Origin of the sequence: Paracoccus yibinensis (assembly GCF_030846195.1) — a bacterium.
Taxonomy (GTDB): Bacteria; Pseudomonadota; Alphaproteobacteria; order Rhodobacterales; family Rhodobacteraceae; genus Paracoccus; species Paracoccus yibinensis.
Genome location: NZ_JAVCWH010000002.1, coordinates 591,963 through 607,794, shown reverse-complemented (window position 1 = coordinate 607,794; position 15,832 = coordinate 591,963). Strand labels below are relative to the sequence as shown.

The 15,832-nt window shown below is 66.2% G+C and carries 12 protein-coding genes, 1 tRNA gene and 1 pseudogene; 7 read left to right on the top strand and 7 right to left on the bottom strand.

Features of this window, described 5'->3' with window-relative positions:
- Nucleotides 1-98 precede the first annotated feature (98 nt).
- Nucleotides 99-2,903: a [protein-PII] uridylyltransferase family protein gene (locus tag RAH32_RS06600; RefSeq protein ID WP_306606578.1), complete on the top strand. Its 2,805-nt coding sequence runs from the start codon at nt 99-101 to the stop codon at nt 2,901-2,903.
- Here the strand turns inward: RAH32_RS06600 and RAH32_RS06595 are convergent.
- Together RAH32_RS06595 and carA are read right to left on the bottom strand one after the other, a co-directional pair.
- On the bottom strand, nt 2,900-4,969 hold the full coding sequence (locus RAH32_RS06595) for a glycosyltransferase (protein ID WP_306606293.1): 2,070 nt from the start codon (nt 4,967-4,969) through the stop codon (nt 2,900-2,902). The genes RAH32_RS06600 and RAH32_RS06595 overlap by 4 nt on opposite strands.
- Nucleotides 4,970-5,023: 54 nt before the next feature.
- Nucleotides 5,024-6,178: a glutamine-hydrolyzing carbamoyl-phosphate synthase small subunit gene (carA, locus tag RAH32_RS06590; RefSeq protein ID WP_306606291.1), complete on the bottom strand. Its 1,155-nt coding sequence runs from the start codon at nt 6,176-6,178 to the stop codon at nt 5,024-5,026.
- 130 nt (nt 6,179-6,308) lie between these two features.
- Here carA and RAH32_RS06585 point away from each other — a divergent pair, with 130 nt between their 5' ends.
- Together RAH32_RS06585 and RAH32_RS06580 are read left to right on the top strand one after the other, a co-directional pair.
- Nucleotides 6,309-6,770 (top strand): GatB/YqeY domain-containing protein, encoded by a 462-nt coding sequence (locus tag RAH32_RS06585; RefSeq protein ID WP_306606289.1) that lies wholly within the window; start codon nt 6,309-6,311, stop codon nt 6,768-6,770.
- A 39-nt stretch (nt 6,771-6,809) separates the two neighbouring features.
- Nucleotides 6,810-6,994 (top strand): annotated as a pseudogene (locus RAH32_RS06580) (DUF3008 family protein).
- Here the strand turns inward: RAH32_RS06580 and RAH32_RS06575 are convergent.
- The 5 genes from RAH32_RS06575 to lipB all read right to left on the bottom strand — a co-directional run bounded on the left by RAH32_RS06575 (nt 6,995) and on the right by lipB (nt 11,067).
- Nucleotides 6,995-7,489, bottom strand: a complete 495-nt coding sequence (locus tag RAH32_RS06575; RefSeq protein ID WP_306606287.1) for a DUF2244 domain-containing protein — start codon at nt 7,487-7,489, stop codon at nt 6,995-6,997.
- Complete coding sequence (gene ctaD / locus RAH32_RS06570; RefSeq protein ID WP_306606285.1) at nt 7,489-9,165, bottom strand: cytochrome c oxidase subunit I; 1,677 nt, start codon at nt 9,163-9,165, stop codon at nt 7,489-7,491. The genes RAH32_RS06575 and ctaD overlap by 1 nt, the downstream gene beginning before the upstream one ends.
- Nucleotides 9,166-9,306: 141 nt before the next feature.
- On the bottom strand, nt 9,307-9,744 hold the full coding sequence (locus tag RAH32_RS06565; protein ID WP_306606283.1) for a universal stress protein: 438 nt from the start codon (nt 9,742-9,744) through the stop codon (nt 9,307-9,309).
- A 146-nt stretch (nt 9,745-9,890) separates the two neighbouring features.
- Entirely contained in the window at nt 9,891-10,319 is a 429-nt protein-coding gene (locus tag RAH32_RS06560) for a c-type cytochrome (protein WP_306606281.1), read from the bottom strand.
- A gap of 103 nt (nt 10,320-10,422) precedes the next feature.
- Nucleotides 10,423-11,067: a lipoyl(octanoyl) transferase LipB gene (gene lipB, locus RAH32_RS06555; protein WP_306606576.1), complete on the bottom strand. Its 645-nt coding sequence runs from the start codon at nt 11,065-11,067 to the stop codon at nt 10,423-10,425.
- Nucleotides 11,068-11,170: 103 nt separating this feature from the next.
- Here lipB and RAH32_RS06550 point away from each other — a divergent pair.
- The 4 genes from RAH32_RS06550 (at nt 11,171) to RAH32_RS06535 (ending at nt 15,791) form a co-directional block, all read left to right on the top strand.
- Nucleotides 11,171-11,257 (top strand) — tRNA-Leu (locus RAH32_RS06550).
- Between the two features lie 60 nt (nt 11,258-11,317).
- Entirely contained in the window at nt 11,318-12,487 is a 1,170-nt protein-coding gene (locus tag RAH32_RS06545) for a nucleotide sugar dehydrogenase (protein WP_306606279.1), read from the top strand.
- Nucleotides 12,484-13,626, top strand: a complete 1,143-nt coding sequence (locus RAH32_RS06540; protein WP_306606277.1) for an RsmB/NOP family class I SAM-dependent RNA methyltransferase — start codon at nt 12,484-12,486, stop codon at nt 13,624-13,626. Before RAH32_RS06545 ends, RAH32_RS06540 begins: the two co-directional genes overlap by 4 nt.
- 80 nt (nt 13,627-13,706) lie before the next feature.
- On the top strand, nt 13,707-15,791 hold the full coding sequence (locus RAH32_RS06535; protein ID WP_306606276.1) for a hybrid sensor histidine kinase/response regulator: 2,085 nt from the start codon (nt 13,707-13,709) through the stop codon (nt 15,789-15,791).
- The last annotated feature ends 41 nt before the right edge of the window (nt 15,792-15,832 follow it).

Below are 15,832 nucleotides of genomic sequence, written 5' to 3'. Positions count from 1 at the left end.
AATGATTGCACCAACCGCCAAGCCGGGAAAGGGTTAAACCTTGAAGTGATCCGCTGGCCGACGTTGACGAGGCGGGGGCTTTGGCTAGTCTGCCGCCCATGGATTTCGCCGCACGCATTACCCGTCTTCCCCTTGTCGCCGATCCCGACCGTGCCCGGCATGTCCTTGCCCGGTTTCCCGCGCTGGATCCCGCCCTGATCGCGCTGATCGGCGGTGCGGCAGGGTGCAGCCCCTATCTGGCGGGCCTTTTGCAGAAAGAGGCGGAGTGGCTGCCCGGCGCCCTTGATCACGAGGATGTGGTCGCACGCGAGACGGCGAAGTTCGACGACCTGCCCCCCGACGATCTGGCGGTGGCTTTGCGCCGGGCCAAGCGGCGGGTCGCGCTTCTGGCCGCCCTGGCCGATCTGGGCGGCGTCTGGACGCTGGAACAGGTCACGGGCGCGCTGTCCGACTTGGCCGACCGGGCCGTCGATCTGGCCCTGCGTGCCCAGGTTGCCCAGGAACGGCGCCGGGGCAAGCTGCCTGAAACGGACGCCCCGGCCAGCGGGGTCTTTGCCCTGGCGATGGGCAAGGGGGGCGCGCGCGAACTGAACTACAGTTCCGACATCGACCTGATCGTGCTGTTCGACGAAACCGCATATGCGGACGCCGACCAGCAAGAGGCGCGGGCGGCGCTGATCCGGGCCACGCGCAAGATGGCGACGACGCTGTCCGATGTGACCGAACACGGCTATGTCTTTCGCACCGACCTGCGGCTGCGGCCCGATGCCTCGGTCACACCGGTCTGCATCTCGGCCGCCGCGGCCCTGGCCTATTACGAGGCCGAGGGCCGCACCTGGGAACGCGCGGCCTTCATCAAGGCGCGCGCGGCGGCGGGCGACATCGCGGCGGGCGAACGCTTCCTGCGGGAACTGCGCCCCTTCGTCTGGCGCAAGCATCTGGATTTCGCGGCCATCCAGGACGCGCACGACATGCGCCTGCGCATCCGCGACCACAAGGGACTGGGCGGGCGGCTGGAAATCCCCGGCCACAACATGAAGCTGGGCCGGGGCGGCATCCGCGAGATCGAATTCTTCACCCAGACCCGCCAGTTGATCGCGGGCGGGCGCGATCCCGACCTGCGATGCCGCGACACCGTGGGCGGGCTGGCGGCCCTGGCGGACAAGGGCTGGATCCCGGCGGATGTGGCGCGCGACCTGGCCGATCATTACCGCCAGCACCGCGACATTGAACACCGCATCCAGATGGTGAACGATGCCCAGACCCATTCCCTGCCCAGGGACGGGGCCGGGATCGCCCTGATCGCCGCGATGATGGGAGAGGGGGATGCCGATGCCTGGTGCACCCGGCTGCGCGCGCGGCTGGATCATGTGCATGACCTTACGGAAACCTTCTTCGCACCGGGCGAGGCTGTTCAGCGTCCGTCGATCTCGGTCGAATCGCAGGCGATCATTGACCGCTGGCAGACCTATCCGGCGCTGCGGTCGGCCCGCGCGCAACAGATCTTCCGGCGGGTCGAACCGGAGCTTTTGTCCCGCATGGCCAGGACCGGCCACCCCGACGAGGCGCTGTCGCGGTTCGACGGGTTCCTGTCCGCGCTGCCCGCCGGGGTGCAGATCTTTTCCCTGTTCGAGGCCAATCCCCAGTTGATCGACCTGCTGGTCGATATCTGCGGCAGCGCGCCGGGGCTTGCGGCCTATCTGACACGTCATTCGGCGGTGCTGGATGCGGTGCTGGGGGGCAGCTTCTTTTCGGCCTGGCCGGGCGCCCAGGGCTTGCGCGCCGATCTGGACCGTGTGCTGCAGGCCGCGCTGAACGGCCCCGGCGGCGGATATGAGACGGCCTTGGACAGTGCCCGCCGCTGGGCGCATGAATGGCATTTCCGCGTGGGCGTCCATCACCTGCGCGGCCTGATCGACGCGGACGAGGCGGCCGGCCAATATGCCGATATCGCCGATGCCTGCATCGCCGCGCTGTTTCCCGTCACCACCGCCGATTTCGCCCGCAAGCATGGCGCGCCGCCGGGCCGGGGGGCCGTGGTGCTGGGCATGGGGTCGCTGGGCGCGCGCACGCTGAATGCCGGGTCCGACCTGGATCTGATCGTGATCTATGACGCGGACGGTGCCGAGGCCTCGGACGGCCCGCGCCCCCTGGCGGCGCGTCCCTATTACGCGCGGCTGACGCAGGCCATGATCACCGCCGCCTCGGCCCCGACTGCCGAAGGGCGGCTCTACGAGGTGGACATGCGGCTGCGCCCCTCGGGGCGGCAGGGGCCGGTGGCGACCGCGATCCAAAGCTTTGAAAGCTACCAGATGACCGAGGCCTGGACCTGGGAACATCTGGCCCTGACCCGCGCCCGCGTCGTGGCCTGGGCGGGCGAGGGGGCCGAGGGGCTGGCCCATGACGTCGAAGCCTTGCGTCTGGCGGTGCTGCGGCGGCGGGGCGGGGATCCGCGGGTGATGCCTGATCTGGCGGACATGCGCGAACGGATCTTTGCGGCCAAGCCCATGGACGGCGCCTGGGAGGCGAAAACCGGACCCGGTCGGCTGCAGGACATCGACCTGCTGGCGCAATCGCTGGCGCTGCGCACGGGGGATCCGGCACGGGGGACGCTGGCGCAGTTGCGGGCGGGCAGGCGGGCGGGGCTGATCGCGCCCGCGGACGCCGACAGGCTGGGGTCGATCTGGCGATTCCTGTGGCGTCTCCACGCCTCGGGCCGATTGCTTACGGGCAAGCCGCTGGACATGGACGACATAGGTCTGGGCGGGCAGGAATTCCTGTTGCGGGAAAGCGGCGCGGCATCGGTTGCCGAACTGGCCGACCGGCTGCGCCATTCCTGCGCCGAGGCGGCTGGCCTGATTGACGCGGGCCTGCCGGTGGCCTCGGGTGCGCCGCTGGCCTAGGCGCTCTTGCGGATGGGCAGGGCGGGGGTCGCCTCGACGGCGGTCGCGACCGCCGGTTCTTTCGGCAGGACCGCATCCCGGCGTTCACCGATCTGGCCCAGCAATGGCACCGCCACCGTCCCGTCCGCCATCACGACCGCAGCGTCGGCCGCGTCATAGATGCCGTGCGCGGTCTTGTCCCAATAGAAGGGCTTCACGACCACCTCGTAGATCGCCTTCCAGCCCGCCAGGCAGCCCAGCGGGAAATACAGGTGCAGGCTGGGCACCCAGGCCATCAGGTGCCGGTGCTTGTCGGCCCGGACGGCCCACATGCCCACCCCGATGGACAGCAATTCGGACGCGACAAAGGTGCCGAACAGGGCAGGGATCGCGTAACCGCCCCAAACCCCGGACAGGGGTTCGCGCAGGGGATGCGGCAGGCCCAGGCTCAGCAGCCAGAAGCTCCACAGGATCGGGGCCAGCAGATATTGCGACAGGCTGCCCAGGAACTGGATCTGGAAGCCCAGGAACCGCCACGCCCCCAGTTCGCGCCACAGCGCGCGCGGGTTGCGCATGTGGACGCCCCAGGTCATCGCATAACCCTTGAGCCAGCGGGATCGCTGCTTGATCCAGGGCAGGGCGCGGCAGTTCGCCTCCTCGTCGGTGGTGGTGTCGATGATCTTGGTCCGCCAGCCGCGCCGCGCCAGGCGCACGCCCAGGTCGGCATCCTCGGTCACGTTCCAGGCGTCCCAGGCGCCGACCTGTTCCAGCGCGTCGCGGCGGAAGAACAGGGTGGTGCCGCCCAAGGGGACGACCAGGCCCAGCCGCGCGACGCCCGGCAGGATCACCCGGAACCAGGCGGCGTATTCGATGGTAAAGCATCGGGCCAGCCAGTTGGTGCGGGGGTTGTAGTAGTCCAATGCCCCTTGCAGGCAGGCCACGTCGGCCGGCGCAAAGTGAAAGCGCCGCGCCACCTTGTGCAACTGGTCGGGATCGGGGCGGTCCTCGGCGTCCCAGACGCCGATGATCGCGCCGCGGCAGAAATTCAGCGCATAGTTCAGCGCGCGCGGCTTGGTCTGGACCGGGCCGTTCGGCACCTCGACCACGCGGATCCAGCCGGGCAGGCGGGCGCCCTGAATGGCGTTGCGGGTGACCTGGTCGCTGGCCTCGATCACCAGAAGGATGTCGGTCAGTTCGCGCGGATAATCCAGCCGGGACAGGCGGCCCACCAGCTTGCCCGCGACATCGCTTTCGCGGAACAGGGGCACCATGACCGAGATTACCGGCAGCGGCCGGGTCATCTCTGTCCTGGCGCGGCGCCCTTGGGCCAGATTCTCGGCCAAGGCGCGGCCCTCTGCCTCGATCCGGCGGCTGGCGATCAGCGCCGCCAGCTTCAACCCGCTTTGCGCCACAAGGGATGCAGTGGCCCACAGGGTCAGCGCCGACAGGACGAACACCGGGACCAGCCAAAGCCCGATGGCCAGTGCCGCCATCAGCCCCATGGCGATGCGCCCGGTGCGCGCCTCGTTCCGGGACCGGCAGGACTCGCCGGCGGGAACGCGCGTCTCGGCCTGGCGGATCATGGCGATGCGGCGGACGGCCAGGATGGCGGCCTGGACCTGATCTTCGCTGCACAAAAGCATTCGGACCTGGCCAAAGCTTTCGGGGAAGAGCGGGATAAGCGCCGCAAAGGCTTCGGGTCGGGCCGTTGCGATCCAGGTCACCCCCCCGATGCGGCGCCAGGGCAGAATGGCATTGGTCAGGCAGAATTCCGTTCCCAAGGCGTCGATCAGGCGCGGATCGCCCGGCGTTTTCGCGGGATCCAGCGCGGTGGTGCGCCATTGCCGGCACAGGGCGCGCAACAGCGCCTCGGGCGTGACCCAGCCTTGCGACAGGAGGATCTGGCCCAGGCGGCTGTTCTGCCGCCCGCGCATGACGCTGGCCTTCAGCAGGTTGCCGGGATCGACGGCGCCGTCTTCCAGAAGCAACTGGCCCAGGGGCGCCTGGTGCCGGGGGGCCATGGTCGGCGCAACCGCAGGCGCAGTCGCATCGGCGGAAACAAAGGCAACTGGCTGCGGACTGACCATGGGCGATTCCCTTTCGGATCGCCCATGGGTGGCATGAAAGCGGTTAAGAAGGCGTTAAGCGCCGGTCCGGCGGTTGCGCATCGCGTCGGTGAAACGCTGGAACAGGTAAAGACTGTCCTGCGGACCCGGCGCGGCCTCGGGGTGATATTGCACCGAGAAGACCGGCTTGTCCTGAACCCGGATGCCGCAATTGCTGCCGTCGAACAGGCTGACATGGGTTTCGATCACGCCGGCGGGCAGGGTCTGGCTGTCCACCGCGAAGCCGTGGTTCATCGAGGTGATCTCGACCTTGCCGGTTTCGGTGTCGCGCACCGGATGGTTCGCGCCGTGATGGCCGTGGCCCATCTTCACCGTCTTCGCGCCAAGCGCCAGGGCCAGCATCTGATGACCCAGGCAGATGCCGAAGATCGGCATGTCGCGGTCCAGCAGGTCCTTGATCATCGGCACGGCATATTCGCCGGTCGCCGCCGGGTCGCCGGGACCGTTCGACAGGAACACGCCTTCGGGGTCATGCGCCAGAACCTCCTCGGCGGTGGCGGTGGCGGGCAGGACGGTCACGTCGGCCCCGAAGGCCACCAGGGACCGCAGGATGTTGCGCTTGGCGCCGTAATCCAGCGCGACCACCTTGAAAGGCTTCTGTTCGGGCGATGTGCCGAAGCCCTTGCCCCATTCCCAGGCGCCCTGATCCCAGCGATAGCTTTGCCGGCAGGTGACATCCCTCGCCAGATCCAGGCCGACAAGGCCCGTCCAGTCGCGGGCCTTGGCGACCATGGCGGCGATGTCGAAATTGCCATCCGGGTCGTGGGCCAGCACCACATGGGGGGCGCCCTGCTGGCGAATTGCGCGGGTCAGGCGGCGGGTATCGACCCCGCCGATGCCGATGCGGCCGCGCCGGGCCATCCAGTCGGGCAGGTCGCCCGCCGCGCGCCAGTTCGACGGATCGGTCGGATCCCAGCGGACGACGATGCCGCTGGCGACGGGATCGGGGGCCTCGTCATCTTCCGGCGTGATGCCGGTGTTGCCGATATGGGGGAAGGTGAAGGTGACGACCTGGCTGGCATAGGAGGGATCGGTCATGATCTCCTGATAGCCGGTCATCGCGGTGTTGAAGACCAGCTCCGCCACGACCTCTCCGGGGGCGCCGAAGCCCTGGCCGTAGAAGACGGTCCCGTCGGCAAGCGCAAGGCAGGCGGTCGGCTTGTTGGCCATGGCAGGCACCCTCTGTCTGAAATCTGCCGGTGAATAGGGGGCATGGCGCGCAAGGTCAAGAACAACGCCTGTCTTGATTTGGCGGGTCCACTGGCCTAGATCGCAGGCTTTCGTGCCCACGGAGACGCAAATGGACCTGCGAGCCACCCTGCAAGCCGCCACCAAGGACGCCATGAAGGCCAAGGACAGCGCCCGTCTGTCAACGCTGCGCCTGATCGGCGCCGCCATCAAGGACCGAGAGATCGCGGCCCGCGTGGGCGACGGCGACGGCACGCTGAGCGAGGCTGACCTGATCGCGATCCTGTCCAGGATGGTCAAGCAGCGCCAGGAATCGGCCAGAGCCTATGAGGAAGGCGGGCGGCTGGAGCTGGCAGAAAAGGAAGAAGCCGAAATCGGCATCATCCAGGAATTCCTGCCTCGCCAGTTGTCCGAGGCGGAAACCGCCGCTGCCATCGACGCAGCCATTTCGGCATTGGGCGCCACCGGCATTCGTGACATGGGCCGGGTCATGGCTGAACTGCGCGACCGCCACGCGGGGCAGATGGATTTCGGCGCTGTCGGGCCAATGGTCAAGGCGCGGCTGCTGAACTGAACGCCCTGCGGGCGCTCATCGGGGCAGGAGGAGACCGCCATGCCCGCCAAATCGAAAGCCCAGCAGAAAGCCGCTGGCGCGGCGCTCTCCGCCAAGCGGGGAGATGCGACGGTCAAAGACCTGAAAGGCGCGTCCAAGGACATGCATATAGCATGAACAACCCGCAGCTGAAGGACCTTGCCAAGACCGGCCACAAGGGCAAACCTGAACATAAACGCGACTGATCAGCGCAGGCTGGCCAGCCTGCGCAACAGGTCGTCATGCAGGCTGCGGCGTTCCTGGGGCGTCAGGAAGGCGCCCAGTTCGATTTCCCGCCGGCCGTCGGTCAGTGTCAGATAGGATTCGACCGGCCCGCGCCGCAGGATCGGCCGCAGCCAATAGCTGTTCGTGGTCCATTCCCGCAGGCGTCCGCCCGGATCATGGCGCACCACCCGCGCGGTCCTGCGGTCCAGGACCAGTTCCTCGGCCATCTCGCCCTGGGAGTAGCTGCGCTGGATTGCATACCAGACCCCGCCGATTACCAGCAGCACGAAGGGCAGCAGGCCCCACAACACCGCAGTTCCCAGCATCGCCACCACCGGCAGCGCCATGAAGCCCGCCGTGACCCCGATGAACCACACGAATCCCTTGCGCGGCAGCGATTGATAGGGCCACAGCCGCAGCCGATATGACAAGGCCCCGGAGTGATCCGGGGCCGTATCCTGCCATTCATAGGGCATCAGTGTGCGCGGCTGTGGTCCCAATCCTCGCGCTTGGGCAGTTGCTCGAACGTGTGTTCGGGCGGGGGCGAGGTCAGGGTCCATTCCAGCGTGTCCGCATGTTCGTTCCAGTAGTTGTTCTGGGTCACGCGTTCGCCCGCACGCAGGGTATAGAACACGATACCGATGAAGAACAGGAACGATGCAAAGGACAGATAGGCGCCCAGCGAGCTGATATAGTTCCAGAAGGCGTATTCCACAGGATAGTCGATGTAGCGCCGGGGCATCCCCTGGCGGCCCAGGAAGTGCTGCGGGAAGAAGGTCAGGTTCGCCCCGATGAACATCATCCAGAAGTGCAGCTTGCCCGCCCATTCGGGATACTGGCGGCCCGACATCTTGCCGATCCAGTAATAGACGCCCGCGAACAGCGCAAAGACCGCGCCCAGCGACATGACGTAGTGGAAGTGCGCCACGACGTAGTAGGTGTCGTGATAAACCCGGTCCAGCGGCGCCTGGCTGAGGACAACGCCGGTCACGCCGCCCACGGTGAACAGGAACAGGAAGCCGAAGGCCCAGAGCATCGGCGTCTTGAATTCGATCGAGCCGCCCCACATCGTCGCGATCCACGAGAAGACCTTGATGCCCGTGGGCACGGCGATCGTCATGGTGGCCAGCATGAAGTAGGACTGCTGGGTCAGCGACATGCCGACCGTGTACATGTGGTGCGCCCAGACGACGAAGCCCAGCACCCCGATCGCGGCCATGGCCAGGACCATCGGCAGATAGCCGAAGATCGGCTTCTTGGCGAAGGTCGAGATGACGTGGCTGATGATGCCGAAGCCCGGCAGGATGATGATATAGACCTCGGGGTGGCCAAAGAACCACAGGATGTGCTGGTACAGCACCGGGTCACCGCCGCCGGCCGGGTTGAAGAAGTTCGTGCCGAAGTTGCGATCCATCAGCAGCATGGTGATGGCGCCGGCCAGAACGGGCAGGGCCAGCAGGATCAGCCAGGCGGTGATGAAGACCGACCAGGCGAACAGCGGCACCTTGAACAACGTCATGCCGGGGGCGCGCATGTTCAGGAAGGTGGTGATGATGTTGATCGAGCCGAGGATCGAGGATGCGCCCGACACGTGGACCGCGAAGATCGCCAGGTCCATCGAATAGCCGGCCTCGGTCGTGGACAAGGGCGGATAAAGAACCCAGCCGACGCCCGAGCCGAGCTGGTCCGACCCGCCCGGCGCCAGCAGCGAGGCGATGCCCAGGGCGACGCCCGCCACATACATCCAGTAGGACAGGTTGTTCAGGCGCGGAAAGCTCATGTCCGGGGCGCCGATGTGCAGCGGCATGAAATAGTTGCCGAAGCCGCCGAACAGTGCGGGAATCACCACGAAGAACATCATCAGGACGCCGTGATAGGTGATCATCACGTTCCAAAGATGCCCGTTCGGGGTGCATTCGGCAGTCGAGTCGGCAATGAAGCGGGCGCCTTCCAGGCACATGTACTGCACGCCGGGGCTTTGCAGTTCCATCCGCATGTAGACGGTGAAGCTGACCGCGATCAGCCCCACGATCCCGGACGTGAACAGGTAAAGAATACCAATGTCCTTATGATTGGTGGACATGAACCAGCGGGTGAAGAACCCGCGTGTGTCGTGATGGTCGTCGTGGCCATGAACGGCTGCGTCTGCCATACCCGAACTCCCTCAGATATCATGATCCGGTCCGGCAGACCGGCTATTCCCTTCGGGTGGTTCTAGACCAGCCGTGCCGACCCGGCAATGCCCTAAGGGCGCCGGGACGGCAGCTTTTGGTCGCAGATGTGCCGACCCGGTTCAGCGATAGACCAGAACCGGGATCTTGGAATGCGTCAAGAGCTTGGTCGCCTGGCTGCCCATCACCACCGCCGCCATGCCGCGGCGCCCGTGGGACGCCAGGGCGATCAGGTCGCAGCCTTCGTTTAGGGCGGTGTCGATGATCGCCTGATAGGGGCTGTCATGCCATTTGTGATGGGTTTCGATCCTGACCCCCGCCGCCGCGGCCTTGTCGCGCGCCGCCGCAAGAACCTTGTCCGCGTAGGCGCGTGCATCCGCATCATAGCTGGCGCGCGAACTTTCGACCTGCATCGCATCCGCGCTGAGGATGTGGAAGGGTTCGGTCACAGTGACGACCGTTACCGCCGCGCCGATGCTGGCGGCCAGGGCCATGCCCTTGTCGACCGCCTGCGTGGCCAGTTCGGATCCGTCGGTCGGGATCAGGATATGCTTGAACACGATGCTCCTCCTGTGGTGACGGCCACGCGCCTGCGCGACCTGGTTGCGCGATGGACGCTGCCACGGAGAAAGCGTTGAAAGAATGATCTGAATCAAATTGGCCGACCCAAGGACGGATCGGCCCGAACCAGTTGGGGGGGGGTGCGTCACTGCGCCGCAGGCGACGCGCTTGCCAGATAGGCCGCGATATCGGCCTGGTTCTTGTTCAGCTTGAACGTCATCTTGGTGCGGGCCGAACTGTCGCCGGTCTTTTCCTGCACGAACTTGTTCGGGTCGGTGATATAGGCAGCCAGATCCTCGACCGTCCAGACCTCGCCCGCGTCCTTCAACGCGATCAGCGCCTCGGAATACTTGTAGCCTTCCTGGGACGCGGCGGGACGTCCCACGATGCCATAAAGGTTCGGCCCGGTCGCGCCGCCCTTCACGATATCCTCGCCTTCCGGCGACTGGATCATGTGGCAAGCCTTGCACTTGCGGAATTCCTTTTCGCCGACCGTGGCATCGCCGGCATCCTGTGCCAGTGCGGGCATGGCTAGGGTTGCACCCATCAGGGCGCCGATGATCGCAAATCTCATTCTTTCCTCGCTATTCCAAAGAAATTGGAAGTCCCAACCAACCTTCTTAAGGGCGATCGGTTCATTTGCCACCCGTCAGAAGGTCGCATCCGGCAAAAATCAGTTATCCGAAGATCGTATCGAAGCTTCGGCGCAACGCCACGTCCAGATCCGCCATGCCGACAGGCAGGCCCAGATCGACCAGGCTGGTCACGCCGTGCCCGCTGATTCCACACGGAACGATGCCGGAGTAATGCGACAGGTCGGGTTCGACATTGACGGCGATGCCGTGGAAGCTAACCCAGCGGCGCAGCTTGACCCCGATGGCCGCGATCTTGTCGTCGCGGATGCTGCCGTCGGGCAGGGGCGCCTTGTCGGGGCGCGGCACCCAGACGCCCACGCGCCCTTCGCGGATCACGCCCGTCACGCCGAAATCCGCAAGGGAGGCGATCACCCAGGCCTCGAGCCGCGCCACGAAGGTCCGCACGTCGCGGCCGCGCCGGTTCAGGTCCAGCATCACATAGACGATGCGCTGCCCCGGTCCGTGATAGGTGTATTGCCCGCCCCGACCGGCCGCATGGACCGGGAAGCGCGCCTCAAGCAGGTCGGTCTGCCGTGCGCTGGTTCCCGCGGTATAGAGCGGCGGATGTTCGACCAGCCAGATCAGTTCGTCCGCCTGCCCCGCATGGATCGCCGCGACCCGCGCCTCCATGAAGGCTATCGCGTCGTCGTATCCCGTCAAGCCGTGTGCCGTCATCCATTCCACCATGGGCACGGTCTGGCCCGGCCTGCGCGCGGCGTCAAGCAGGGGCGTCAGAATCCCCCTTTTCAATCCCCCGCGCCTCGGCTATCACCCGGCCCACTGCCCGGATGCGGTCGTGGCGGAATTGGTAGACGCGCAGCGTTGAGGTCGCTGTTCCTTAACCGGAGTGGAAGTTCGAGTCTTCTCGACCGCACCATCTTTCCCTTACATCCATCCATGAAAACAGGGCGTAGGCCCGTTACGGATGAGAGATGCGATGAAGATTGCCGTGGTGGGTCTTGGCTATGTCGGCTTGTCGAATGCGGTCCTGCTGGCCCAGCATTCCAGTGTCGTGGCCCTGGACATCGACGCAGGGCGGGTCGCCGCCGTCAATGCCCGCCAAAGCCCCATCGAGGATGCCGACATCACCCGCTTCCTGGCCGAGCGTGATCTTGACCTGACGGCCACCACCGATCCGCAGCAGGCCCTGTCAGGCGCCGATTTCGTGATCGTGGCCACGCCGACAAACTACGATCCCCGCACCAATGGCTTCGACACCGCCTCGGTCGAGGCTGTGATTGCCCTGGCCCGCCAGCACGCGCCCGGCACGCCGATCATCGTCAAGTCCACCGTGCCCGTGGGCTTCACCCAAAGGATGCGGGCCGCCACGGGGTTCGACGGCATCATCTTCTCGCCCGAGTTCCTGCGCGAGGGGCTGGCGCTGCACGACAACCTGCATCCAAGCCGGATCGTGGTCGGCGACAAGGGCGAAGCAGGGCGGTGCTTTGCGGCGCTTCTGGCGCAGGGCGCGATCGACGCCGATGTGCCGGTCCTGTTCACCGACTCGACCGAGGCCGAGGCGATCAAGCTGTTCGCCAATACGTTCCTGGCCATGCGCGTCGCCTATTTCAACGAACTGGACAGCTATGCCCTGACCAATGGCCTCGACCCCTATGCCATCATCCGGGGCGTAGGCCTGGATCCGCGGGTGGGTGATTACTACAACAACCCTTCCTTCGGTTACGGCGGCTATTGCCTGCCCAAGGATACCAAGCAATTGCTGGCGAACTATTCGGCCGTGCCGCAGAACCTGATCACGGCCATCGTCGAGGCCAACCGCACCCGCAAGGATTTCATCGCCGACCAGATCATCGCCCGCAATCCCCGGACGGTCGGCATCTATCGGCTGGTGATGAAGGAAGGTTCCGACAATTTCCGCGACAGCGCCGTCCAGGGAATCATGAAGCGGATCAAGGCCAAGGGCATTTCCTGCATCGTCTACGAGCCGGTCCTGCAAGCCGATCACTTCTTCCATTCCCCGGTCGAGCGCGACCTGGAAACGTTCAAGGCCAAATCCGACCTGATCATCGCCAACCGCCGCCACGACGACCTGGCCGATGTGGGCGACAAGCTGTTCACCCGCGACCTGCTGCAACGCGACATATGACCCCGGCCGCCCGCATATCCGCCGCGATCGAGGTTCTGGACCACATCCTTGCCGGACAGCCTGCGGAACAGGCTCTGCTGCGATGGTCGCGGGCCAGCCGCTTCGCGGGGTCGGGCGACCGGGCGGCGGTGCGCGATCTGGTCTTTGACGCGCTGCGCTGCCGCGACAGCCACGCGGCCCTGGGCGGCGGGTTGACGGGCAGGGGGCTGATGATCGGCGGATTGCGCGCAGCGGGCCGGGATCCGGCGGAATACTTCACGGGCCAAGGCCATGCGCCCGCCCCTCTTGGACCGCAGGACAGCCCGGAAAACGCCTATGAGGCGCTGGATATCCCAGGCTGGCTGCGCCCGCTGTGGGATGCCTCTCTGGGCGATCGGGCCAAGGCCGTGGCCGGGCTGATGCGGCAGCGGGCGCCGGTCTGGCTGCGGGTCAATCCGATCAGGGCCGATGCCGGGCAGGCGGAGGCAGCCTTGAGCCAGGATGCCATAACGGTCGAACCTGATTTCCGGCTTGGCACCGCCCTTCGGGTGACGGCGAATGAACGCCGCCTGTCGCAAAGCCGCGCTTATCGCGACGGCCTGGTCGAACTTCAGGATCTGTCCCCGCAAATGGCCTGTGCGTCCTTGCCGGTGACGACGGGAATGCGGGTCCTGGACTACTGTGCCGGGGGTGGAGGCAAGACGCTGGCCATCGCGGGGCGCGCACCGGATCTGACGCTGGTCGCCCATGACGCCGACCCCGCCCGGATGCGCGATCTGCCGCAGCGCGCGGACAGGGCGGGGGCCAGGGTGCGGATCGCCGCCCGCCCGTCCGGCAGCTTCGACCTGGTGATCGCGGACGTGCCCTGTTCGGGATCCGGGACATGGCGGCGCACGCCTGATTCGAAATGGCGCCTGACCCAGGCAGGCCTCGACGAGCTTGTGGCGTTGCAGGCGCAGATCCTGCGGCAGGCGGCGACCTTGGTCGGGTCGGGCGGGCATCTGGCCTATATGACCTGTTCGCTGCTTGATCCCGAAAACGGTGCCCAGATCGACCGCTTCCTGCGCGACAACCCGGACTTTCGGCAGGTGGCGCGGCATCTGTGGACCCCGCTTGATGCCGGCGACGGCTTTTTCCTGGCGCTGATGGTGCGCGGATGAGCAGCCGAGGCGCCATTAACGCCTTGTTAAGCGGTTTGGCGGTATCGAGCATCTGGAAGGCTTGGAAGGGGGCTAGACGGATGAACCTGGGGGACACGCAGACCGCCGTGTCGCGCAATGCCGCGGTGGCGCTTCCGTTCCTGATGCTGCCGGTGGTCATCGCTGCCGTCGCGGCGCTGGCCCTTCCGCAAAGCGGCTATGGCCTGCTGGCCCTGGTCATCGGCACTATTGCGGTCGCCTGGTATATCCTGGGGGGCGTGATCTCGATGGGGTATGTGCTGGATCGGCTAGCGGCGCGGCGGGCGCTGGCGGCCATCCGGCAGGAGGTTGGCGATACAGCCGACCCCGTCTGGATCTGCGATTCCGACGGGCTGGTGATGATGCAGAACGACACCGCGCGCCAAGGGTTCGGCGACATTGCCGGACAGAACATCCTCCGGCTGATCGCGCAGCTTCGAGCGGATGCGGATGACGACCTGAAAGGCCTGATCCGTCGGGCGGGCTATGCAGGCTGCGCCGATCTGGCGCTTGCGTCCGGGGACACGCTGACGCTCAGCCGGGCCGAAGATGCGCCGCTGCAAATCTGGTCCTATCACAGGCGTGGATCGCTGCCCCCCGTCCCGTCGATCGAGGAGGACGTCGATACTCCCGACGACTTCGAGGCGATCCCCGTGGCCCTGCTGCGCATCGCGCCCAGCGGCCATATCCGCCGGGCGAACGCGGCGGCCCGCCGGCTGCTGGGACGCAGCTTGCCCCAGGGGGCCGAGCCGGTCCATATCGGCAGCCTTCTGGACGGACCTGGCCGCCCGGCGGGGGAATGGATCGCCGAAACCCATGCCGCCCGCCGAAACGACGCCCGGTCCGAGGTGCTGCGCCTGCGTGCCCCGGACGATGCCTCGAAGGAGCAGCATTTCCAGGTCACGCTGGCCCTCGATCCGGTCGAACAGTCCGGCCTGATCGCGGTCCTGCACGATGCAAGCGCCCTGAAGACGCTGGAGGCGCAGTTCGTCCAAAGCCAGAAGATGCAGGCGATTGGCCAGCTTGCAGGCGGGGTCGCGCATGATTTCAACAATCTTCTGACCGCCATCAGGGGGCATTGCGACCTGCTGATGCTGCGCCACGACAAGGGCGATCCCGATTATGCCGATCTGGATCAGATCGGCCAGAACGCCAACCGTGCCGCGGCCTTGGTGGGCCAGCTTCTGGCCTTTTCGCGCCGTCAGCAGCTCAAGCTGGAAACGCTTGACCCGCGGGACGTGCTTGCGGACCTGACGCATCTTCTCAATCGGCTGGTCGGCGAAAAGGTAACGCTGACCATCGCCCATGATTCCGCCCAACGCGCAATTCGCGCCGACAAGAGGCAACTGGAGCAGGTCATTATGAACCTTGTCGTGAATGCCCGCGACGCGATGCCCGCGGGCGGCAACATCCAGATCAGGACCGACGTGCTGACCATCGACGGCGATCTGTCCCGGGACAAGGTTTCGCTGCCCAAGGGCGACTATCTGCGCATCCGCGTCACGGACGAGGGCTGCGGGATCGATCCGGCGCTGCGCGACAAGATCTTCGAGCCGTTCTTCACCACCAAGCGCGTGGGCGAGGGGACCGGCCTGGGCCTGTCCACCGCTTACGGCATCGTCAAGCAGACCGGCGGCTATATCTTCTGCGACAGCGAAGTGGGCAAGGGCACCTGCTTCTCGCTCTATTTCCCGGCGCAGACTGCGATCGAGCAGGTGGTCCGGCCGACATCCTCGCCAGCGGCGATCCCCCAGCCCGCGCAGCGCGCAAGCGTTCTTCTGGTCGAGGACGAAGCCCCGGTTCGCGCCTTTGCCGCGCGCGCCCTGCGCCTGAAAGGCTACGAGGTCCACGAGGCCGCCAGCGCCGAGGAGGCCTTGGGCCTTCTGGACAACGCGCTGCCCGTGGACATCTTCGTCACCGATGTGGTCATGCCGGGCATGGACGGGCCAAGCTGGGTTCGCGCCGCCTTGCAGGACCGGCCGGGGACCAAGGTGATCTTCATGTCAGGCTATACCGAGGATATCTTCGGCGAGGGCCATGACCCGATCCCCAATGCCGCTTTTCTGTCCAAGCCCTTCACCTTGAACGAACTTGTCCAAGCCGTCGCCAGCCAGTTGCAGTCTCCGCCCCGCCGGCTGGATGCATGAACGATTTGTTAATCATTCATCGTCCAGATTGGTTAAGGAAA